General features: G+C 74.0%; 17 protein-coding genes and 1 pseudogene. 4 read left to right on the top strand and 14 right to left on the bottom strand.

Annotated features, from left to right (window positions below; genetic code table 11):
* Window positions 1-11: 11 nt before the first annotated feature.
* The 4 genes from AB0442_RS19105 to AB0442_RS19090 all read right to left on the bottom strand — a co-directional run bounded on the left by AB0442_RS19105 (window position 12) and on the right by AB0442_RS19090 (window position 4,492).
* Complete coding sequence (locus AB0442_RS19105) at window positions 12-1,208, bottom strand: low temperature requirement protein A (RefSeq protein ID WP_366164134.1); 1,197 nt, start codon at window positions 1,206-1,208, stop codon at window positions 12-14.
* Window positions 1,209-1,725: 517 nt separating this feature from the next.
* A complete protein-coding gene (locus AB0442_RS19100; RefSeq protein WP_366164133.1) occupies window positions 1,726-2,007 on the bottom strand; it encodes a hypothetical protein in 282 nt (93 codons plus the stop codon).
* Between the two features lie 323 nt (window positions 2,008-2,330).
* Window positions 2,331-3,443 (bottom strand): VCBS repeat-containing protein, encoded by a 1,113-nt coding sequence (locus AB0442_RS19095; protein WP_366164132.1) that lies wholly within the window; start codon window positions 3,441-3,443, stop codon window positions 2,331-2,333.
* A 269-nt stretch (window positions 3,444-3,712) separates the two neighbouring features.
* Window positions 3,713-4,492: an HAD-IIA family hydrolase gene (locus AB0442_RS19090; RefSeq protein WP_030275764.1), complete on the bottom strand. Its 780-nt coding sequence runs from the start codon at window positions 4,490-4,492 to the stop codon at window positions 3,713-3,715.
* A 386-nt stretch (window positions 4,493-4,878) separates the two neighbouring features.
* Here AB0442_RS19090 and AB0442_RS19085 point away from each other — a divergent pair, with 386 nt between their 5' ends.
* Window positions 4,879-5,904 (top strand): lytic polysaccharide monooxygenase, encoded by a 1,026-nt coding sequence (locus tag AB0442_RS19085; RefSeq protein ID WP_366164131.1) that lies wholly within the window; start codon window positions 4,879-4,881, stop codon window positions 5,902-5,904.
* Between the two features lie 37 nt (window positions 5,905-5,941).
* A complete protein-coding gene (locus AB0442_RS19080; RefSeq protein WP_366164130.1) occupies window positions 5,942-7,012 on the top strand; it encodes a Gfo/Idh/MocA family oxidoreductase in 1,071 nt (356 codons plus the stop codon).
* Window positions 7,013-7,119: 107 nt separating this feature from the next.
* On the opposite strand, the gene mycP is transcribed toward AB0442_RS19080, so the two are convergent.
* From mycP to AB0442_RS19040, 8 genes are all read right to left on the bottom strand, one after another.
* Entirely contained in the window at window positions 7,120-8,583 is a 1,464-nt protein-coding gene (gene mycP / locus AB0442_RS19075; RefSeq protein WP_366164129.1) for a type VII secretion-associated serine protease mycosin, read from the bottom strand.
* Window positions 8,584-8,694: 111 nt separating this feature from the next.
* Window positions 8,695-10,302 carry a hypothetical protein gene (locus AB0442_RS19070; protein WP_366164128.1) on the bottom strand — a complete coding sequence of 536 codons (1,608 nt, stop codon included), beginning with the start codon at window positions 10,300-10,302 and terminating at the stop codon, window positions 8,695-8,697.
* A 34-nt stretch (window positions 10,303-10,336) separates the two neighbouring features.
* Window positions 10,337-10,933, bottom strand: a complete 597-nt coding sequence (locus tag AB0442_RS19065; protein WP_366164127.1) for a hypothetical protein — start codon at window positions 10,931-10,933, stop codon at window positions 10,337-10,339.
* Between the two features lie 333 nt (window positions 10,934-11,266).
* Entirely contained in the window at window positions 11,267-12,304 is a 1,038-nt protein-coding gene (locus AB0442_RS19060; protein ID WP_366164126.1) for an adenosine deaminase, read from the bottom strand.
* Between the two features lie 38 nt (window positions 12,305-12,342).
* The gene (locus AB0442_RS19055) at window positions 12,343-13,650 is read right to left on the bottom strand and encodes a DUF445 domain-containing protein (protein ID WP_366164125.1); all 1,308 of its coding nucleotides are present in this window, start codon (window positions 13,648-13,650) and stop codon (window positions 12,343-12,345) included.
* 90 nt (window positions 13,651-13,740) lie between these two features.
* On the bottom strand, window positions 13,741-14,700 hold the full coding sequence (locus AB0442_RS19050; protein WP_366164124.1) for an ATP-binding cassette domain-containing protein: 960 nt from the start codon (window positions 14,698-14,700) through the stop codon (window positions 13,741-13,743).
* Between the two features lie 121 nt (window positions 14,701-14,821).
* Window positions 14,822-15,688 (bottom strand): ABC transporter permease, encoded by an 867-nt coding sequence (locus AB0442_RS19045; protein WP_366164123.1) that lies wholly within the window; start codon window positions 15,686-15,688, stop codon window positions 14,822-14,824.
* Window positions 15,681-16,523: an ABC-2 family transporter protein gene (locus AB0442_RS19040; protein WP_366164122.1), complete on the bottom strand. Its 843-nt coding sequence runs from the start codon at window positions 16,521-16,523 to the stop codon at window positions 15,681-15,683. Before AB0442_RS19040 ends, AB0442_RS19045 begins: the two co-directional genes overlap by 8 nt.
* A 280-nt stretch (window positions 16,524-16,803) precedes the next feature.
* Here AB0442_RS19040 and AB0442_RS19035 point away from each other — a divergent pair, with 280 nt between their 5' ends.
* Complete coding sequence (locus AB0442_RS19035; protein WP_366164121.1) at window positions 16,804-19,230, top strand: transglycosylase domain-containing protein; 2,427 nt, start codon at window positions 16,804-16,806, stop codon at window positions 19,228-19,230.
* Between the two features lie 90 nt (window positions 19,231-19,320).
* Here AB0442_RS19035 and AB0442_RS19030 read toward each other — a convergent pair whose 3' ends face one another.
* Together AB0442_RS19030 and AB0442_RS19025 are read right to left on the bottom strand one after the other, a co-directional pair.
* Window positions 19,321-19,623 carry a co-chaperone GroES gene (locus tag AB0442_RS19030; RefSeq protein WP_366164175.1) on the bottom strand — a complete coding sequence of 101 codons (303 nt, stop codon included), beginning with the start codon at window positions 19,621-19,623 and terminating at the stop codon, window positions 19,321-19,323.
* Window positions 19,624-19,823: 200 nt separating this feature from the next.
* Entirely contained in the window at window positions 19,824-20,162 is a 339-nt protein-coding gene (locus tag AB0442_RS19025; protein ID WP_363542688.1) for a DUF3618 domain-containing protein, read from the bottom strand.
* Between the two features lie 142 nt (window positions 20,163-20,304).
* Here AB0442_RS19025 and bcp point away from each other — a divergent pair.
* Window positions 20,305-20,763: pseudogene (gene bcp, locus AB0442_RS19020) on the top strand (thioredoxin-dependent thiol peroxidase); the annotation flags it as partial.
* Between the last annotated feature and the right edge of the window lie 97 nt (window positions 20,764-20,860).

Genomic DNA, 20,860 nt, shown 5'->3' with positions numbered 1-20,860 from the left:
TCGCAGCGCTCTCAGACCTGGAGGGCCGCCTCGGGCTCCGCCTCGGTCTCCGCTCCGGCCCGGGCACGGTCCCGGCGGACCCGCACGTGCTCGACCCCGTTGAGCCCGACGAGCACGACGGCCAGCGCGGTCAGCGCCGTGAGGGCCGGCAGGTGCGGCATCAGCGGCAGCAGGACGAGGACCAGGCCGGCGGCCCCCAGCCGGGTCGGCGAGACCTTGCCGAACATCATCCACCGCGTGTAGCTGAAGGAGAGCAGGTAGAGCACGCAGCCGCCGTACAGCAGCGCGACGGTGCCGAGGCCCAGGGCGTGGCCCGGTTCGGCGACGGTCTCGCCGAAGCCCACCGCCACCGCGATGACACCGGCGATCAGCAGCAGGTGGCCGTACGAGAACACCCAGCGGATCATGTCGCGGCGGGAGGCGGCCGTCTCGACGGCGAACCGCATGGCGTCCGACGCGAAGCCGAAGTAGAGCCACCACAGGGCGCAGGAGATGGCGAACGCGACGGCCACCGACAGCAGTCGGCCGGTGTGCAGGTCGGAGCCGGCGACCGGTCCGCCGATGCCCACGATGGACTCGCCGAGCGCCACGAGCAGGAACAGCCCGAACCGCTCCGGCAGGTGGCCGGGGTGGTAGGTCACGGCGGCCAGGCGGCGGCGGAAGACCAGCGGCGCGACCAGGTCGCAGGCGGCACCCGCGGCCCACAGGGCGGTCCGGGCGGGGCCGTCCGTCATGCCGCCGAGGAGCACCAGCGGGCCGCTGACGGCGACCCCGACGCCGTACGGGCCGAGCCAGACCCGGCGGATGCCGCGGACCAGCCACAGCAGCACCAGCCGGGCGGCCCAGTAGCCCGCACCGAAGAGCAGGCCCCGGGCGCCGTCGCCGTACGCGCCGGGCAGGGCGAGGGCCATGAACAGGCCGCAGAGGCCCACACCGAAGATCCCGATCCGGTCGCGCGGGGTGTCGACGTCACGGACGTTGGCCTGCACGGTGGTCCCGACCCAGCACCAGTAGACCGGCGCGAAGGCCACCAGCGCCCGGCCCGTCCCCGCCCAGTCGTGGTGGTGGTGCAGCAGCTGGGACACCTGCGTCACCGCGAAGACGAAGACCAGGTCGAAGTAGAGCTCCGCCCAGGTCACCCGCTTCTCGTCCACCCCGCCCGGCGGCTGCGCCCCCTCCGGTGTCTCCGCCCCGCCCGGCGTCTCCACCGCGTGCGCGGCCCCCTCCCCCGGTTCCGTCCGGGGTCTTCCCACTTCGGTTGCCCGTTCCACTGCTCCCCCTCGGGCTCGAACGGCGCCGCCGCCCGCGGGGCCGACCCGGGAAGGCCGGCCCCGCGGCGGCGGCGCCCCGTCCGGATCCGGTCCGGACCCGGTCTAGATCTCGCCGGTCTGGCTTCCGGCCGAACCAGGCTGCGCTGTTGCCTGGCGACACGGCGGTGACCAGCAGCGGATCAGTTGCCGTGGGCTACCGGCCGTCAGTTTTGGCCAGCCTCGGACGGCCCACGGACGGCCCGGCCGGCCGCCTATGAGGACCCGCGACTCCGCCAGTGATTGACCAGGAACACGCAAGCGGCTCCGATCACGACGAGCGATCCCACTGCGACAAGGCCAACAATGATCAGCACGGCCCATACAAGTGGTGACTCCGTACCCTCTCCCTCGGGGGGCCTAGCCGGACAGGGGCTGGCACAGCCAAGCGGGGCGCGGCCTTCAGGTCAGACGCGCACTACTCGTCGTCCCGCTCCAGGATCAAGCTGACCGAACCTGCCTCGAGCCCGTTGCCGTCTTCAAGGTGCAGGTGGCTACCGTCGGGCGTGCCGCCCTCGGCAAGCGTCAGGAGGTGGCGAGCGAGGGTTCGAAGCCCGGCGGCATTGGCTGCAATGACGACCTCGGCGCCGGCCTTCCGAACGCTGATCTGTGCGTTCTCTTCCCGGCCGAACACGCGCGAGACGCCGTCGGAGTGCGTTGTCACGGTGTGGCTGGCACGGGGCCCCTGCTCTGCTGTCATGAGGCACATCCTGCCGGATTGCCGGTTCTCCGGGCTTGGGCATGGTGCATCCCCTGGGTCACGCGAACCCCGGGTTCCCGCCGAGGATCTACACAGCCTGATGCCGAGCAGCCGGAAGCGCACTCGGGAGGCCGTGAACGCGGTGTTCGGCCACGGCTCTGGCCGCTGACGTCCCGGAGACGGCCAGATGGCAAGCACAGCGCCCCTATCGGTGGAAAACCCGCTGGTAGGGGCGCTGTGGGAATTTCTGACGGTCAGAACGGAGCCGACGGTCCCTATGCTCTACTGCCTCAGCCGTAACCAGCCGTAGGACCAATGGGCCGTCAGTGCTGGCGCGACTTCGTCGGGTGCGGGTGACGCTTGGGGCCGGTCGGAGTCGGGGTGGGAGTGGCCGTGGGGGTGGGAGTGGCCGTGGGGGTGGGAGTGGCCGTCGGGGTGCCGCCGGGGACGGTGTCGGCGCCGGTGAGCAGGTTGTGGGTGCCCAGGGCGGTGAGGGCCGTCCCGTCGAAGCGATAGGTGGTGGCGTTGCCGGAGGCGTCGACGGCGCGGAGGTCCACGGTGCCGTCCTGATCGACGTCAGCGGCCTGGACCAGCGGCTTCGCAGCAGCGTCCCAACCCTCAGCGGCGACAAGGACCGGTGTGGCGGGGGTGCCGAGGGTCATGTCGAGCAGGGCCGCGGGGCTGTAGTAGTACAGCTGGCCACCCGTCTCGGAGCGGGCGAACAGGGCCGGCATGTTGTCGACAAGGGCGGTCGTGATGCTCCAGCCGCTCCAGGTGCCGCTGCCGGTGGGGTTGGTCTCGGTGAGGACCAGCTCGGGCGGGAAGAATGCACCAGGCGCCGCACCGGTGGGCTGCAGCCACAGCGCGCCGTCGAGGACGCTCAGTAGCGACGGGAGGGGGTTCGGCTCGCCCTGGGCGGCGGTGGTGTAGAGCTGGCCGGCATTGGCTATGGACGTGGGCAGTGCGCCAGTGACGGGCGACATGAATGCGACCGAGGGGACGCCGATGCCGCTCAGCGGGTTCAGAGGAGATCCGTCTCCAGTGCCGTAGATCACCGTGCCGGATCCCGTGGCCGGGTCGTAGATCAGGACGTCGTTGGGGCCGGCACCGGTGCGGAAGTGCCCGACGATCACCTGGCGGCCGTTGTAGTCGGCCGGGCTGCTGCCGCTCGCACCCAGACCGTTGACTCCGATGTCGGTCGCGGTGCCGGTGAGGTTTCCGCCCGCCGCACCGTCGGTCAGCCAGAGACCAGCGTCGAGCGAGGCCTGGTTGCCCACCACAACCAGGTCGGTGTGACCGTCGCCGTTGAGGTCGTTCTCGACGGCCGTCACGGTGTCGGCGTGGGCGGGCAGGACGAGGCCGCCCAGGGCTGCGGCGGTCACGGTGGTGACGACCGCTGCGGCGCGGGCGTACAGGGGGAGACGGCGTTGTGACATGGGGTGCCTCGGGTCTTCCGTGAGGAGCACAGTGGCCGGTCGCGGCGGAGCGGCGCGAGGATCATGGCACAGCGCCTTCGTGCACGGCGCACCGGTCCCGGGGCGATGGGGCCGCACCAGGCGGTGGTGACGCCGCATCACCGCAGCAGAGTGTCGTTGACGCACCCACGACTCGGTCCGCTGACGTCCCGTAGACGGCCCGGCGAGCGAACGCAGCGCCCCTACCGGCGGAAACCCGCTGGTAGGGGCGCTGCGACTGTCCCCGACGGTCAGATCTCGTCGATCAGGTCGGCGATCGACTTCACGACGCGCGTCGGCCGGTACGGGAAGCGTTCGACGTCGGCCGGCGAGGTGAGGCCGGTCAGGACGAGGATCGTCTCCATGCCGGCCTCCATGCCGGAGACCACGTCGGTGTCCATCCGGTCGCCGATCATCGCGGCGGTCTCCGAGTGCGCCCCGGCGGTGTTGAGCGCCTCACGCATCATCAGCGGGTTGGGCTTGCCGACGAAGTAGGGCTCGACGCCGGTGGCCTTGGTGATGAGGGCGGCGACGGAGCCGGTGGCCGGGAGCACGCCCTCGGTGGACGGGCCGGTCTCGTCGGGGTTGGTGCAGATGAAGCGGGCGCCGCCGTTGATCAGGCGGATCGCCTTGGTGAGCGCCTCGAAGCTGTAGGTGCGGGTCTCGCCGAGCACCACGTAGTCCGGGTCCTTGTCGGTCAGCACGTAGCCGGCCTGGTAGAGCGCGGTGGTGAGGCCGGCCTCGCCGATGACGTACGCGGTGCCACCGGGCCGCTGGCTCTTGAGGAACTTGGCGGTGGCGAGGGCGGAGGTCCAGATGCATTCCTCCGGCACCTCCAGGCCCATGCCGGCGAGACGGGCGCTGAGGTCGCGCGGGGTGTAGATCGAGTTGTTGGTGAGCACCAGGAACGGCTTGCCGGACTCCCGCAGACGGCGGAGGAACTCCTCCGCGCCGGGGATCGGCGTGCCCTCATGGATGAGGACGCCGTCCATGTCGGTCAGCCAGGACTCGATGGGCTTGCGGTCTGCCACGTGCGTGTCTCCCGAGGTCGTGCGGTGGTCGTACGGAACTGCACCCCTCCGCCCGGTGCCCGCTGCGGGCCCTCCGCGACGTGTGGGGGTCCTACTGGCTGCCCCAACACGACCAGCCTAATCCGCACACCTGCCCGGCGGGGAGGACGTCCCGACCAGCGGACTCGGCTGCGGCCCGCTCCGGCCCGTTCCTGGCCCGCCCCGACCCGCGCCGGCCCCGCCGGACGCCGCTACGGCATCCGCCGGCCAGCCGCAGGACCCCGGGCCTGCCGCCTCAAGAACGCCTTAAAGACCCCATAACAGCACTGATCACCCGTCAATCCGGCCATCGGCAGTGGTTAGCGTGCTGGCACAGCGTCCCCGACCCTCGATCCTGGAGCGCCGCCATGTCCGCTCGTCCCTCCGCCCGCCGCCGGGTCACCGTCCTCGCCGGCACCCTCGCCGGCCTGGCCCTGTCCGGCACGCTCGGCACCGGCACGGCCGCCGCGCACGGCTCGATGCAGAACCCGCTGAGCCGGGTCGAGGGCTGCTACCTGGAGGGCCCGGAGCACCCGAAGTCCGCGGCCTGCGCGGCGGCGATCGCCCGCGGCGGCACCCAGGCGATGTACGACTGGAACGGTGTGCGGATCGGTGACGCCAACGGCCGCCACCAGCAGCTGATCCCGGACGGCAAGCTGTGCAGCGCCGACAACGCCGAGTTCGCCGGCCTGGACCTGCCCCGCGCGGACTGGCCGGCCACCAACCTGACGGCCGGCTCGCCGTTCACCTTCCGGTACCGCGCCACCGCGCCGCACCGCGGCACCTTCCGGCTGTACGTCACCAACGGCACGTACGACCCGGCCAAGCCGCTCGCCTGGTCGAACCTGCAGTCCACCCCGTTCCTGACGGTCACCGACCCGCAGCTGGTCGACGGCCAGTACGTGCTGCCCGGTCGGATCCCGGCGGGGCTGAAGGGGCGCCAGCTGGTGTACGCGATCTGGCAGCGTTCGGACAGCCCGGAGGCGTTCTACTCCTGCTCCGACGTGGTCTTCGACGGCAGCGGCAAGACCGCTGGCACGGCCCCCGTCCCGCCCGCGGGCAGCGGCACCCCGCACGTCCACGACTCCGCCGCCACCCCGGCCACCGGCACCGGCACGAGCGCCGTCGCACCCGTCGCCGTACCCGCCGCGGCGACCGGTTCCCCCGCCGGCACCGGGCAGGGCACCCCCTCGGCCACCGGCACCGGCACCCCGGCGGCCTCCGGGACGCCCGCCGTCACGGACGCCGTCCCGGCCGGGCAGCAGCTCGCCCAGACCGGCACCGACCGTTCCACCGGGCTGATCGCCGCCGTCGGCACGGCGTTCGTGCTCTCCGGCGCCGCGATGGCCGTGCTGCGCCGCCGCAACCGCGCCCGCGGCACGCACGCGCGCTGACCCGGCCGGCCGGTGCGGCCGTGGTTGAGTGGGTCGCATGACCAGCGCGCCCCGCACCCCGTTCCGCGTCGGCCTGATCGGCTACGGCCTGGCCGGTTCCGCCTTCCACGCCCCGCTGATCGCCACCACCCCCGGACTGCAGCTGGTCGCGGTGGTCACCGCCAACCCGGACCGCCGCGACCGGCTGCACCGCGCCCATCCCGGGGCGCAGCCGCTCGACACCCCGGCCGACCTGTTCGACCGGGCGGAGGACCTCGACCTGGTGGTCGTCGCCTCCCCCAACCGCACCCACGTACCGCTCGCCGAGGCGGCGGTCGCCGCCGGCCTGCCGGCGGTGATCGACAAGCCGCTCGCGGGCTCGGCCGTCGAGGCGGCCCGGCTCTGCGACGCGGCGGAGCGGGCCGGGGTGCTGCTCTCGGTCTTCCAGAACCGCCGTTGGGACGGCGACTTCCTGACGGCCCGCCGGCTGATCGGTGAGGGTGCGCTCGGCCGGGTGCACCGCTTCGAGTCGCGCTTCGAGCGGTTCCGGCCGAAGCCCAAGCCGGGGTGGCGGGAGCTCGCCGACCCGGCCGAGGTCGGCGGCACCCTGTACGACCTGGGAAGCCACCTCGTCGACCAGGCGCTCACGCTCTTCGGCCCGGCCGAGTCGGTGTACGCGGAGATCGACACCCGGCGCGACGGCGCGGTGGTCGACGACGACGCCTTCCTGGCCCTCACCCACGCCTCCGGTGTCCGCTCCCACTTGTGGACGAGTGCCGTCGCCCCGGTCGGCGGCCCCCGGCTGCGCGTCCTCGGCGACCGCGCCGGGTACGTGAAGTTCGGCATGGACCCGCAGGAGAGCGACCTCAGGGCGGGCCGCACGCCCGGCGACGGCTACCCGTGGGGCGCCGACGACCCAGCCGCGTACGGCACCCTCGGCACCGACGAGGGCGCCGAGCGCATCCCCACCGATCCCGGCGACTACCCCGCCTACTACGCCGGCATCGCCGCCTCGCTGGCCGACGGCACCCCGCCGCCGGTGGACACGCGGGACGCCGTCGCCGCGCTCACCGTCCTGGAGGCGGCCCGCACCTCCGCCGCCACGGGCAGCGTCGTCCGCCTCGGCTGACGGCCACCTCGGCCGACGATCGCCCCGCGGGCCGGCCCGAGCCCGGGGAACGCCGCGGGGCCGGCCGCGGATCGCGGCCGGCCCCGGGGCCGTGCTGTCCTCGCCCGTCAGCGGGCGTAGGGGTTGCCGCCCGGAGGCGGTGGGGTCTGCCCCTGCGGCGGCGGGTAGCCGCCGGGCGCGGAGGGCTGCTGGCCGTACGGGGCGGCCGGCGGCTGCTGCCCGTAGGGGCCGGCGGGCGGCTGCTGGGCGGGGAAGCCCGGCGCCTGGTGGGGCGGCTGGGCACCGTACGGCGCGGGCGGCGGCACCGGGGCCGCGCCCGCGGCGGCGGCCTTCTTCCGCCGGCCGATCACCAAGAAGACGATCACCAGCAGCACCGCGAAGCCGAAGAGCCCGCCGATGATCATCAGCACCAGGTCGAGCGGGTCCGTGCCGGAGCCGCCGTCCGAGGGGGCGGCCGCGGCCTGCGAGGACCCGGCGGGGGCCGGTGCCGTCCCCGGCGCGGTGGCACCGCCGGTGCCCGCACCCGGGGTCGGATCAACGGCCGCCGCTGCCTTCAGCGGGAACTCGCCGGCCGCGCCCGGGTCGCCCGGGTCGCTGAGCGCGATCCGCGGGCGCACGGCGCCGTAGCCGATGAAGTCGCTGCGCTCCTTCGGGTTGCTGGCGGTGTTGATCAGCACGCGCAGGACCTGGTTGTTGGTCCAGTCGGGGTGGGCCGCCCAGAGCAGGGCAGCCGAGGCGGAGGCCACGGCCGTGGCGTCGGAGGTGCCGGTGCCCTTGCAGTAGCCGGACGGTCCGGTGCAAGCGCTGTAGATGTCGGCGCCCGGCGCGGCCAGGGAGACCTGCGGGCCGTGCTCGGACACCGCGACGGCCTTGCCGTCCTTGTCGGTGGCGGCGACACCGACCACGCCGGGGGCCGCACCCGGGTACTCCACCCGGTTGGTGGTGTTTCCGCTGTTGCCGACCGCGGCGAAGACCAGGCTGCCGCGGGCGAGGGCGTGGTCCACCGAGATCTTGAACTTCTGCAGGTCGACCGGCTTGAGGTTCGACGCCGGGATGCCCACCGACATGTTGATGACCTTCGCGCCCTGGTCCGAGGCGTAGACGATCGCCTGGCCCAGCTGTGCGAGGTCGGAGTTCTCCGCCTCGACCTTGCCGCCGTAGGTGTCGTTGACCTTGATCGGCAGGATCTTGGTGCCGGGGGCCAGGCCGTACTCGCCCTTGCCGCCCAGTCCCTTGCCGGTGCCGGCGATGATGCTCGCCATGCCGGTGCCGTGGCCGGTGGAGTCCGAGGTGTTCCCGGTTCCGGTGAAGTCCTTGCCGGGCAACACCTGCCCCGCCAGGTCCGGGTGCGCGGCGTTCACGCCGCTGTCGATCACCGCGACGGTGATGCCCTGGCCGGTGCTGGTCTTCCACATGTCCGGGGCGTGCATGGCGTCCAGGTACCACTGCTGGGCGCGGATCGAGTCCACGGCGGCGGCCGGTCCGGCCGCCGTCCCGACCGCGACCGCGGCCACCGCCGCCATCACCGCGGCGAACCGCCGCCCCCGCACTGCCGTGCCCGTTCGCCGCATCCTGCTCTCCCTCGTCAACCGTCGCCGTCGGCCCGGCGCGCCTCCCGACGCACGGACCTGCCCGGCCGCGGGGCGTCTCGTGGCCCCGCGGCCGGGCAGTCGACCTGATTCCTACTCAATCACGCCGGGGTTGACCGGCCCCGAACCGGAGGTCCAGGTGTCCTCGTCCTCGACGAGGTAGTCCGGACGGTTCCCGCGGTTGCGGTCCTTGCGGCCCGCGCCGCCGGCACCGTGGCCGCCGCCGAAGCCGCCCTGGCCGGAGCGGCCGTCCGCGCCCCGCTCGGCCCGGCCGCGCAGACCGGTGCCGCCCTGGGTGAACTCGCCGCCGGCCGCGGGCCCGCGGCGTCCACCGACCGCACCGCCGGCCCGGCCCACCAGGCCGCCGCCCGCGCGGCCGCCGCCGGCACCGCCCTTGGCGCCCGCACCGCCCGCGCCTCCGGCGTGGGGCATGCCGCCCATGCCGGGTGCACCGGCGCGGCCCGCCTGGCCCGTCCCCGGGGTGCTGCCGGCCGCACCACCACCGGGCCGGGCCCCGGCTCCGGTGCCGCCCGCTCCGGCCGTACCGCCCGCACGACCCGCGCCGACGGTGTTGCCACCGCCGCCGCGACCGCCGGGGAGACCGCCGCCACCGGCACCACCGCGGCCGCCGCCCAGACCGCCGCCACCGAGGCCACCGCCTCCGAGACCGCCGGGCAGACCGCCGCCGGGCAGACCGCCGCCGCCGAGGTTCCCGCCCCCGGGCAGGCTTCCGCCGCCGGGCAGCGTGCTGCCACCACCGGGCTGGTTACCGCCCGGCAGGGTCGGCGAGGTCGGCATCGTCGGCGCGTGGTCGATGCCGGTGCTCGGCACCTGGCCGGTGTTCGGGTACGGCATGGTGTGCACCGGGCCTGGCCCGGTCGGCACCTGGTGGACCGGCGGCGTCGTGGGCACCGTCTGGTGGCCGGACGGCGGTGTCCACGTGGGCATCTGTGCCGGCCGGCCCGAGCCGCCGGTACCTCCGCCGCCGCCGGTGCTGCCGCCCACCTCGACGTTCTGTCCGTCTTGGCGCCGTTCGGCACCCGGCACCGCCGGGAACTCCGGCGGCTGCGCGGAGTTCAGCCGGGTGACCGACTGGTCGTAGGACTGCCCCAGCTTGGCCATCTGCTGGATCGCGTCCTGGTGCGCCTGGTCGACGCGCTGCTGCGCGGCCTGCGCCTGCTCCTGGGTGACCCAGTCGGAGTCCACCATGCCGGCGACCTTGTCGGCCGCCCAGCCGCCGACCACGTTCCCGATGCCGGGCATCGCCATGCCGCCGGCGATGAAGCCGCCGACGCCGACCGCGGTGTTCGGCTGCGCCTCGTACCGGCGGACGAGCTCCATGTCGGAGGTCGGCACGTCCGGCATGCTCCGCTTGACCTCGCCGAGCGTCTCGCCGGCGGTCGCGATGTAGGTGCCGGCGTTCCGCGAGTAGTCGGCGAGCTGCATGGTGGACTTGGAGACGTTGCCGCCCCAGGTCTTGAAGCTGTCGGCCGCCTGACCCTCCCACTCGAGGCCGCTCATGTGGGCGTGCAGCTCGTTGCTGATCTCGTCCATCTTCTGGGCGGCCAGCAGCAGCCGCTGGCCGACCTGCATGACGGCCACCGGGTCGGCGCTCTCGACCATGGCCACCAACTGCTCGTGGCTGGCGCCGCCGAAGTCGTCGCCGTCGCGGTGGAACCTGACGAATCGCTTCTCGGTCATGCCTCACTCCCCCTCTCCGCTGCCGGAGCGGACATCAGTACGAACCCTGCTGGGTGCCGGTGGGCGGCTGGGCGGCCTGCTGCGGGTACGAGGCGGGCCGGGCCTGGGTGCCGCCGCCCGCGGCGGTCCGGTAGCCGGCCGCCGACGACACCTGGGTCTGCTGGTCCGCCTGGTTGAGGATCGTCTGGAACTTCTGGCGCTGTTCCTCGTCGGCGTTGGCGTAGCCGCGGGCCGCCATGTCGATGCTGGCGCTCATCGCCTCGATCTGCAGGGAGAGCGTCTTCGACAGCTGTTCCAGGTTGGCGTGCACCGTGGCGTAGGCGCTCATCAGGCTGCCCGCCTGGCCGAAGTTCTGGCCGAGCTGCCAGGACTGCAGCTGCTGCTGGGAGACCTCGCCGTGGCTCGCGGGCGAGCCGTCGAGGTCCTTGAGGATCGTGTCGACCTTGTTCTTGAAGGTCTGCAGGTTCTCGACCTCGACCTTGACGGCCTGGGCGCCGACCTGGCCGGCGAGGGCCTGGGACTGGGCCACCATCGCCGCGGTCTGAGCGGCCGTCACCGTCGACACGACGTTGTAGAAGATGCCGAACGTGCCGCCGCCGCTGCCGCCGCCGGAGTCCGCCGCGTTCACCATCGTTGAAACCTCCCCCGTGTCCGGCCGGCCCGCCGCGGCCAGCCGTTCCACCACATCTCTCTCGCCCCCGGCAATCAGGGTCCGTCACCGTCCGGTCGGTCGTGCGCACCGACGGGCGGCAGCAACCCCCACCCGTAACATAGCGGCCCGTACGGACGGGCCGTCAGGGGGTACGGACCCTCGGCGGCCATCGGTACGCACTTGTCACCGGACACTCACAACATCCCCGCCCGGGCGTCCTGTTCCCGCCATCGGCGCTCCCCCGCCCGGAACGGCGGACCCCGGCCCGGCTTCTCGCCGGACCGGGGTCGTGCCACGCGTGGCGGGGCCCGGTCAGCGCCGCCAGGCGGCCAGGTGGGTGTCGATCTCGGCGGCGAGCCGGGCCTTGCCGCCCTGGTCGAGGAAGGAGGCCTCGACGGCGTTCTTGGCGAGCGCGGCGACGCCGGCCTCGTCGAGGTCGAGCAGCCGGGCGGCGACGGCGTACTCGGTGTTGAGGTCGGTGCCGAACATCGGCGGGTCGTCGCTGTTGACGGTGACGAGCAGTCCGGCGTCGACCATCTGCTTGATCGGGTGCTCCTCGATCCGTTCGACGGCGCGGGTGGCGATGTTGGAGGTCGGGCAGACCTCCAGCGCGATCCGGTGCTCGCCGAGGTGGTCGAGCAGCGCCCGGTCCTGGACGGCCTGGGTGCCGTGGCCGATCCGCTCCGCGCCGAGGTCGCGCAGGGCGTCCCAGACGGTCTGCGGGCCGGTGGTCTCGCCGGCGTGCGGGACGCTGCGCAGGCCGGCCGCCCGGGCGCGGTCGAAGTAGGGCTTGAACTGGGGGCGGGGCACGCCGATCTCCGGGCCGCCGAGGCCGAAGCTGACCAGGCCCTCGGGGGCGAGGTCGACGGCGAGCCGGGCGGTCTCCTCGGCGGCGGCGAGGCCGGCCTCGCCGGGGATGTCGAAGCACCAGCGCAGCACGACGCCGAGCTCCTTCTCGGCGGCCTTGCGGGCGTCCTCGATGGCCTCCATGAAGGCGACGTCGGGGATGCCGCGGTTCACCGAGGAGTACGGGGTGATGGTGAGCTCGGCGTAGCGGATGTGCTGGCGGGCCATGTCCTCGGCGACGCCGTAGGTGAGGGCGCGGACGTCCTCGGCGTCGCGGATCAGGTCGACGACGCTCAGGTACACCTCGATGAAGTGCGCGAAGTCGGTGAAGGTGAAGTACTCGGCGAGCGCCGCCGGGTCGGCGGGCACCTTGGTGCGGCCCTCGTGGCGGGCGGCGAGCTCGGCGACGACCCGCGGGGAGGCGGAGCCGACGTGGTGCACGTGGAGCTCGGCCTTCGGCATGCCGGCGATGAACGCCTCGATCGGGTTGCTGCCCTCGGTCACCACACACGCTCCTTCACGGGTCCGACTGACTCTGCATGCTATCCGCCGAGGGCCACCGCGACGGTGTGGATCACCAGCCCCGCGGCGGCGCCGACGACCGTGCCGTTGATCCGGATGAACTGCAGGTCGCGGCCGACGTTGGCCTCGATCTTGCGGGAGGCGTCGTCGGCGTCCCAGCCGGCGACGGTGTCGGAGATCAGCGCGGTGATCTCCTCGCGGTAGGTCTCGACGACGTACTCGGCGGCGTCCTGCAGCCAGCCGTCGGCCTTGGCCTGCAGCTTCGGGTCGGTGGCGAGCCGGCGGCCGAGCGAGCGCAGCGCGTCGCGCAGCCGGCGGCGCAGCTCGCTCTGCTCGTCCTCCGCGGCACCGAGGACGAGGGTGCGCACGGCGGCCCAGGAGGAGGCGATGAGGTCCTGCACCTCGGGCCGTTCCAGCAGGTCGGCCTTGGCGTGCTCGACCCGGGCGATGGTGTCGGGGTCGTGCTGCAGCTCGGTGGCGAAGTCGGCGAGGAAGTTGTCGATGGCGCCGCGGGCGGGGTGCTGCGGGTCGTCGCGGATGTCGGTGACGAACCGCATCAGCTCCTTGTAGACGCGTTCGCCGACCTGGTGGTCGATGAACTTGGGCGTCCAGCCGGGCGTCTTGCGGGTGACCCGTTCGACGATGTCCTCGTGGTGCTCGGCGAGCCAGTGGTGGACGCGGACGCTGACCAGGTCGACCACGCCGTGGTGGCCGCCGTCGGCGACGACCTTGCCGAGCAGCCGGCCGGCCGGTTCCGCGACGGGGGTGGCGGCGGCCCGGCGGGTGACGGCCTCGGCGACGACCGCCTGCACGTCCTCGTCGCGGAGCACGGCGATGACGCCGCGCAGTGCGGCGGCGGCCTCCCGGGTGACGCGTTCGGCGCTGCCGGGGGCGGCCAGCCACTCGCCGAGCCGGCGGGAGATGCCGATGGCCTCCAGACGGGCACGGACGACCGGCGGGGAGAGGAAGTTGTCGCCGACGAAGTCGCCGAGCGACTTGCCGAAGGCGTCCTTCTTGGTCGGGATGATCGCGGTGTGCGGGATCGGCAGGCCGAACGGGCGGCGGAACAGCGCGGTCACCGCGAACCAGTCGGCGAGCGCGCCGACCATGCCGGCCTCGGCGGCGGCCGCGACGTAGCCCGCCCAGGCCCCGGCCCCGGCGGCGGAGGCCCAGGTGGCCAGGGCGAAGACGACGGTGGCGAACGCCAGCAGGCCGGTGGCGATGGTCTTCATCCGCCGTACGCCGCGGCGCTTGCGCTCGTCGGCCTCGGTGAAGCTGACCCCGGTGGGAGGTCGGGAGGCCGTTCCGGTTCTCTGTTCGACGCTCACCCCGACAGTCTGCCCCGCGCCCGCCGTCCTGATCACGACACCGGGCCGGGCGGCGTGATCGGGACGGCGGGGCCGGCGGGGCCGGGCGGCTCAGCCGATGACGGCGCCCGCGTACATCCGGGCGATGACGTCCTCGATGGCGGGTTCGCGGACCGAGAGGTCGGCCAGCGGGTAGCGGGCGGCGACCGCGGCGACGATCGGCGCGGCGCTCTCCCGGGCGGGGAAGGCCAGCCACTGGCGGGGCCCGTCGACCCGGACGGTGCGGGCGCCGGGCACCAGGATCGGCGGCCGCGCCTCGGCGAGGTCGACGACCAGGGTCCGTTCGCTGTCGCCGGCGGCGTGCAGGCCGTCGAGGTCGCCGTCGTGGACGAGCCGGCCGTGGTCGATCACCATGACCCGGTCGCAGAGCTGCTCGATGTCGACGAGGTCGTGGGTGGTGAGCAGCACGGTGGTGCCGCGGCCCCGGTGGGCCTCCTTGAGGAAGGCCCGGACCTTGGCCTTGCTGACCACGTCGAGGCCGATGGTCGGCTCGTCGAGGTAGAGCACCTCGGGGTCGTGGAGCAGGGCGGCGGCGAGGTCGCCGCGCATCCGCTGGCCGAGCGAGAGCTGCCGGACGGGGGTGTCGAGGAGGGCACCGAGGTCGAGCAGGTCGACGCAGCGGTCGAGGTTGGCGCGGTAGCGGGCGTCGGGGATGCGGTGGATGCGGCGGGCGAGTTCGTAGGAGTCGCGCAGCGGGAGGTCCCACCAGAGCGTGGTGCGCTGGCCGAAGACGACGCCGATCCGGCGGGCGAGGGCGGTGCGGTCGCGGGCGGGGTCGACGCCGGCGACGCGGAGCCGGCCGGAGCTGGGGACGAGGATGCCGGTGAGCATCTTGACGGTGGTGGACTTGCCGGCGCCGTTGGGGCCGATGTAGCCGACGCACTCGCCGGCGCCGACGGTGAAGCTGAGGCCGTCGACGGCGTGCACCTCGCGCCGGGCGCGGCGGAAGCGGCCGGCGCGGGTGCGGACGGTGAAGCTGCGGCGGACGTCGTCGAGTTCGATGAGGGCCACGGGGTGTCTCCTTCTGCTCGGCTTCTGCTCGGCGGGGTGGTGGGCCCGGCGGGGTGGTGGGCCCGGCGGGGTGGTGGGCCCGGCGGGCCGGTCCGGCTGCCGGGTCGGTTCGGGGGCCGGTTCAGCTGCCGGCGCCCTGGTAGGCGCGCAGTCCGGCCCGCCAGGTGAGGGCGGCGGCGAGCACGCAGAGCGCGGCCGCGACGGGCGAGGCGTACTGGAAGGCGGCGGGCAGGCCGAGCGGGTCGGGTCGGCCGAGGACGTGCAGTGCGGGCAGCCAGTTGACGAAGGCCAGCGGGACGCCGAAGACGGTGCCGGCGACGAGTTCCTTGGCGAAGACGGTGGGCGGGTACTGGAGCAGGGTGGCGCCGCCGTAGGTGAGGGAGTGCTGGAGTTCGCCGGCGTCGCCCCACCAGAACTGCAGGGTGGCGCCGGCGACGAAGATGCTCGCGAAGATGACGCTGCCGCAGAGCAGCAGCACCGGGACGAGCAGGATCCGGTCGGCCGTCCAGTGCACGGGCAGTGCGGTGAGCGACCAGCCGAGGACGGCGGCGGCCTGGAGGGGCCGGCCGAGGCGGCGCAGCGAGAAGCGTTCGGCGCAGACCTGGGCGAGGGCCGGGGCGGGCCGGACCAGCATGGTGTCGAGGGTGCCGGTGCGGATCCGGTTGCCGAGCGCGTCGACGGAGCCGACGAAGAGGTTGGCGGTGCCGAGGGCGAAGGCCGAGGTGCCGTAGAGGAAGCCGAGTTCGGGCAGGGTCCAGCCGCCGAGGGTGCGGGTGTGGCGGAACATCAGGACGACGACGAGGAAGTCGAGGGAGGTGGTGGCGAGGTTGGCGAGGAGCATGAGGACGAAGGAGGTCCGGTAGGACATCGAGGACCGCGTCCACATGCCGGCCATCAGCCACCAGGCGCGGACGGCCCAGCAGGCGCGCGCCCACCCGGCGCGGACGGCCCCGCGGCCCGGGCGCTCGGCGAGGAGGAGCTCAGCCACCCTGCACCACCACCTTGCGCACGGCGAGCGCGAGGGTGAGCCGTCCGGCGGCGAGGAGGACGACGGCCCAGGCGAGCTGGCCGGCGATCCCGGTGGCCGCGGCGGCGCCGGTGCGGTGCTGGACGAGGATGTCGACCGGGGTCTGGATCACCGCGGCCCAGGGCAGGGCGGCGGCGAGGCTGCCGAGCCAGCCGGGGAAGAGCCCGATCGGCAGCAGCATGCCGGAGAGGAACATCGCGACGACCAGCACGACGGCCCGCACCCCGTCGGAGTCGTGCAGCCAGAAGCCGGTCAGCACGACCAGGAAGCGCAGGCCGAAGCTGACGGTGACGGCGAGCGCGACGGAGATCAGGAAGACCGCCCACACCAGCGGCGAGGCGGGCAGCCGGAGGTGGAAGGCGAGGGCGCCGGCGAGGGTCGGCAGGGTGCCGCGGGCGAGCAGGTGGAAGGCGGCGCGGCCGAGGTCGGTGGCGAGCCACCAGCCCTGGAAGTCGACCGGGCGGTGCAGGTCGACGGCGATGTCGCCGGTCCGCAGGCGTTCCTGGACGTCGTCCTGGAAGCCGCCGCCCCAGACGGCGACGGTGACGAGCAGTGCCTGGCTGATCCAGATGTAGGTGACGGCCTGGGCGGTGTCGTAGCCGCCGAGGCCGGGGCGGGCCTGCCACAGGGCGAGGAAGGTGTAGGCGAGGATGAAGCCGAAGACGGTGTTGGTGACGGTGCCGGCGAGGGTCGCGGCGCGGTAGGTGGCGTAGCGGCGGAAGGCGCCGGCGGCCACCGCGAGGTGGACCGCCGTGCCGCCCCCTTCCCGTCGTCCGGTCTGCACTGCCATCGCCATGATGTCTCCTTGTCGACTTTTCGGCCCGCAGTCGTGCACGGACCGGTACGGGCGCACGCCGAACGGCCCGCACGCGGGCGTGCGGGCAGCCCCGATCGGCTCCGACCGGGCGCACCCCGGGGGTCCGGAGCGGCGGGCGGAGCTGAGCGGCGTCTCAGCGGTCTGCGGTTGTCACCTTTCACCGTAGCGCCGGCCGCGAGCCCGCGCAGGCGAATTCCGGCACGCCCGAACCGACCGGCCAAAACACCTGATTACGGATCAAATCGCCCATAATCGCCCCATGACCCGAGCGCAGCGAGCCAACAACCCGGCGGGCAAAGGCCACCACCGCCCCGGGCAGGACACCGCCACGCGCGCCGATCCGCCCGCCCAACGGGGCACCGCCGCGGCCCCCGACGCCCCCGCCCGGCCCGCACCCGCACCGGCCCCCGGCCGGGCCCCCGGCCCGCGCCGCCCCGACCGCGAGAACGACCGGCCCGACGGACCCGGCACGCCCCCCGGCGCACCCGGCACCCGCCGCGACCGCCGCCGGCTGCGCCGCCGCGCCCGCCGCGACCACCGCCGCAGCCTCCCCCGCTGGCGCCGCACCGTCCCCACCTGGCGGACCTCGCTGACCCTGCTCGGCGGCGGACTGCTGCTCTCCACCGGCGCCTTCGCCGCGCTCTACCTGGCCGTGCCCGTCCCCGACCCCAACGCGCACGCCCTCGCCCAGAGCAACGTGTACTACTACGCCGACGGCACCACCGAGATCGCCCGCACCGGCGCAGTCAACCGCGAGGACGTCGCCCTGGACCAGGTCCCCGTGCACGTCCGCGACGCCGTCGTCTCCGCCGAGGACCGCACCTTCTTCCGCAACCGCGGCATCGACCTCAAGGGCATGGTCCGCGCCGCCTGGCAGAACGTCAGCCACCTCGGCCAGGGCGGCCGTGCCTTCCAGGGCGGCTCCACCATCACCCAGCAGTACGTCAAGAACTACTACCTGACGCAGGAACAGACCCTCAGCCGCAAGGCCCGCGAACTCTTCATCTCGCTCAAGGTCGACCGCCAGGACAGCAAGGACGAGATCCTCGCCGGCTACCTCAACACCAGCTACTTCGGCCGCAGCGCCTACGGCATCCAGACCGCCGCCCGCGCCTACTTCGGCACCGACGCCGCCCACCTCGACCTCGCCCAGGGCGCCTACCTCGCCGCCCTGCTGCAGGCCCCCAGCGCCTACGACGTGAAGACCGCCTCCCCCGCCAACCGCGAGAAGGCCGTCGCCCGCTGGAACTACGTCCTCGACGGCATGGTCTCGCTCGGCCTCCTCGACCAGGCCACCCGCGCCGCGACCACCTTCCCCGAGGTCCTCGACCCGCAGCCCGCGGGCGGACTCGAAGGGCAGGCCGGCTACCTCGTCGACATCGCCGACGACTGGCTCACCCAGACCGGCGTCCTCGACACCGCCACCCTCAAGGCCGGCGGCTGGCGGATCACCACCACCTTCGACAAGAACCGCCAGGACGCCTTCGTCAACGCCGTCAAGCAGGAACTCACCGCCGAACTCGACCCCGTCAAGCGCCCCCGCACCGACACCGACGTCCGCGTCGCCGGCGCCTCCGTCGAACCCGGCACCGGCCGCATCGTCGCCGCCTACGGCGGCCCCGACTACGCCGTCCAGCCCTACAACGACGCCCTCCGCCAGGACAACCAGGTCGGCTCCACCTTCAAGCCCATCGACCTCGCCGCCGCCCTGGAGGGCGACCGCACCACCCAGGACGGCAAACCCATCACCACCCAGACCCCGTACGACGGCACCAGCGGCCGGCTCGTCGTCGGCGGCCCCACCCCCTACGCCCCGCCCAACGAGGACAACGAGAACCACGGCCAGATCACCCTGCGCGAAGCCATGGTGCGCTCGGTCAACTCCGTCTACGCCCAACTCGGCATCGACGCCGGACTCGACAACGTCCGCCGCACCGCGATCCGCCTCGGCCTGCCCGACAGCCTCCAGGGCATGGACCCCGACCACAGCTCGATGACGCTCGGCACCGCCACCCCCAGCGCCCTCGACCTCGCCGCCGTCTACGCCGCCCTCGCCAACCACGGCCAGGCCTTCCGCCCCTGGGCCGTCACCGCCCTGGAACGCCCCGGCACCGGCGACCGGCCCGCGCTGCCCGCCCACGACGCCACCACCGCCGTCAGCCGCACCAGCGCCGACGCCGTCACCGACGTCCTGCGCGACACCGTCGGCCCGCGCGGCACCGGCGCCACCGCCCAGGCCCTCGGCCGGCCCGCCGCCGGCAAGACCGGCACCACCGACGACAACCGCTCCGCCTGGTTCGCCGGCTACACTCCCGAACTCGCCACGGTGGTCGGCCTGTTCCGCGAGGACAAGAAGACCCACGCCAAGGAGTCGCTGGCCGGCACCGCCGGCTACGAGCGGGTCAACGGCGGCACCTTCCCCGCCCGGATCTGGACCTCCTACATGGGCGCCGCGCTCGGCGGCAGCCCGGTCGGCCAGTTCGACCTGCAACCCGGCCCCGGCAACACCGAACCGCCCACGCCCAGCCCCCAGCCCCCCGCCGCGCCCAAACCCAAGCCCAAGCCGAAGCCCAAGCCGCAACCGAAGCCCAAGCCCAAGGCGCCCGCCGTCAAGCGCCCCGCGGCCGCCCGGCCCGCCGCGGCCCCCGCACCCGCCCCTGGACCGCCACCCGCACCCCGGCCCTGAACCGCCCCGCCCGGCACCACGACGCCCCGGACCGCACACGCGGTCCGGGGCGTCGCCCACGTGCCCGCGGGGCTCACCCGCCCACGGAGCTCACAGGTAGAGGCCGGTCGACCCCTCCGCGCCGGACAGCCGCTCGGCCGCCACCGCGTGCAGGTCGCGCTCGCGCAGCAGCACGTACGTCGCCCCGCGGACCTCGACCTCCAGCTTGTCCTCCGGGTCGTACAGCACCCGGTCGCCCGGCTCCACCGTCCGCACGCTCTGGCCGACCGCCACCGCCTCGGCCCAGGCGCAGCGCCGGGACAGCTCCGCCGTCGCCGGGATGAGGATGCCGCCGGTGGAGCGCCGCTCGCCTTCGCCCGCGTCCGCCCTCACCAGCACCCGGTCGTGCAACATCCTGATCGGCAGCTTCTCCCCCAGCCGGTCGTGCCGGGGCTCCTCGTGCCGCGCGCTCTGCTCGTCGTTCTTGCTCACGCACCCGACCGTACCCGCCCGACGGCCCGCGGGTGCACGGCGGGGCCCGCAGGTGCCCGCCATCCGGAACGGACACGGAAAGGGCCGGGACGCCGCAGCGCCCCGGCCCCGACCGGCCTGACTCAGCCGCGCCGCCGCTTGCGGGCCGAGGCCAGCAGCAGCACCACGCCGACACCGACCAGCGCCGCCGGCACCACCCGCTCCGGCCGCGGCCGGCCCTTCTCGTCCGTGAAACCGGCCTTGACCTGCTCCAGCGTCCCGCTCGCCGCCACGTACGCCCGGCCGACCTTCTGCTCGACGGCGCCGAGCATCCGCGCCCTGGTCTGCGCCGCGACCGTCGCGGGGTGCACCCGCATCGCCAGCTCGTCCAGCGTCGACGCGAGCCGCTCACGGGCCTGCGCGATGTCCGCCTCGATCTGGGCCGTCGTTCGCGCCGACTTGTCCTTGCTCGCCTGGGCCACGAGAGCCACCCCAATCACTGATGCTGTCCTGTGCGACACGCACAGTCTGTCAGCTCCCCCCACGCGCCGCGCAGCGCCACCCACCGAGCGGGGTAGGTTTGCCGGGGTACGACCACCCGTCCAGCACGAGGAGAGATCCACCGTGAGCGAGCGCCTCAAGGCGGGCGACACCGCCCCCGCCTTCACCCTGCCCGACGCCGACGGCAACCAGGTGTCCCTCGCCGACCACCTCGGCCGCAAGGTGATCGTGTACTTCTACCCGGCCGCCCTCACCCCCGGCTGCACCACCCAGGCCTGCGACTTCACCGACAACCTGGAGGTCTTCGCCGGCGCCGGCTACGACGTCATCGGCGTCTCCCCCGACAAGCCGGAGAAGCTCGGCACGTTCCGCGAGAAGGAGAACCTCCGGGTCACCCTGGTCGCGGACGAGGACAGGTCGGTGCTGGAGGCGTACGGCGCGTACGGCGAGAAGAAGCTGTACGGCAAGACCGTGGTCGGCGTGATCCGCTCCACCGTCGTCGTCGACGAGGAGGGCAAGGTCGAGCACGCGCTCTACAACGTCAAGGCCACCGGCCACGTCGCCAAGCTGCTGCGCGACCTGCGCCGCGAGCTGCTCGGCCCCGAGGACGCCGCCCGGGCGGTCGTCCTCGGCTACGCGGAGACCGCCACCGCGCTCGGCCACAGCGTCGCCGACGGCC

It is taken from the genome of Kitasatospora sp. NPDC085895 (assembly GCF_040702125.1).
Lineage (GTDB): Bacteria > Actinomycetota > Actinomycetes > Streptomycetales > Streptomycetaceae > Kitasatospora > Kitasatospora arboriphila.
The sequence above is the reverse complement of the archived record's forward strand: the minus strand, read 5'-3'. Positions and strand labels throughout refer to the sequence as shown.

What these genes read in the sequence shown, in the direction of transcription:
- AB0442_RS19100 (WP_366164133.1), bottom strand. Translation starts at nt 2,007, where the DNA reads ATGACAGCAGAGCAGGGGCCCCGTGCCAGCCACACCGTGACAACGCAC.
- AB0442_RS19095 (WP_366164132.1), bottom strand. Translation starts at nt 3,443, where the DNA reads ATGTCACAACGCCGTCTCCCCCTGTACGCCCGCGCCGCAGCGGTCGTC.
- AB0442_RS19085 (WP_366164131.1), top strand. Translation starts at nt 4,879, where the DNA reads ATGTCCGCTCGTCCCTCCGCCCGCCGCCGGGTCACCGTCCTCGCCGGC.
- AB0442_RS19080 (WP_366164130.1), top strand. Translation starts at nt 5,942, where the DNA reads ATGACCAGCGCGCCCCGCACCCCGTTCCGCGTCGGCCTGATCGGCTAC.
- mycP (WP_366164129.1), bottom strand. Translation starts at nt 8,583, where the DNA reads ATGCGGCGAACGGGCACGGCAGTGCGGGGGCGGCGGTTCGCCGCGGTG.
- AB0442_RS19070 (WP_366164128.1), bottom strand. Translation starts at nt 10,302, where the DNA reads ATGACCGAGAAGCGATTCGTCAGGTTCCACCGCGACGGCGACGACTTC.
- AB0442_RS19065 (WP_366164127.1), bottom strand. Translation starts at nt 10,933, where the DNA reads ATGGTGAACGCGGCGGACTCCGGCGGCGGCAGCGGCGGCGGCACGTTC.
- AB0442_RS19040 (WP_366164122.1), bottom strand. Translation starts at nt 16,523, where the DNA reads ATGGCGATGGCAGTGCAGACCGGACGACGGGAAGGGGGCGGCACGGCG.
- AB0442_RS19035 (WP_366164121.1), top strand. Translation starts at nt 16,804, where the DNA reads ATGACCCGAGCGCAGCGAGCCAACAACCCGGCGGGCAAAGGCCACCAC.
- AB0442_RS19030 (WP_366164175.1), bottom strand. Translation starts at nt 19,623, where the DNA reads ATGTTGCACGACCGGGTGCTGGTGAGGGCGGACGCGGGCGAAGGCGAG.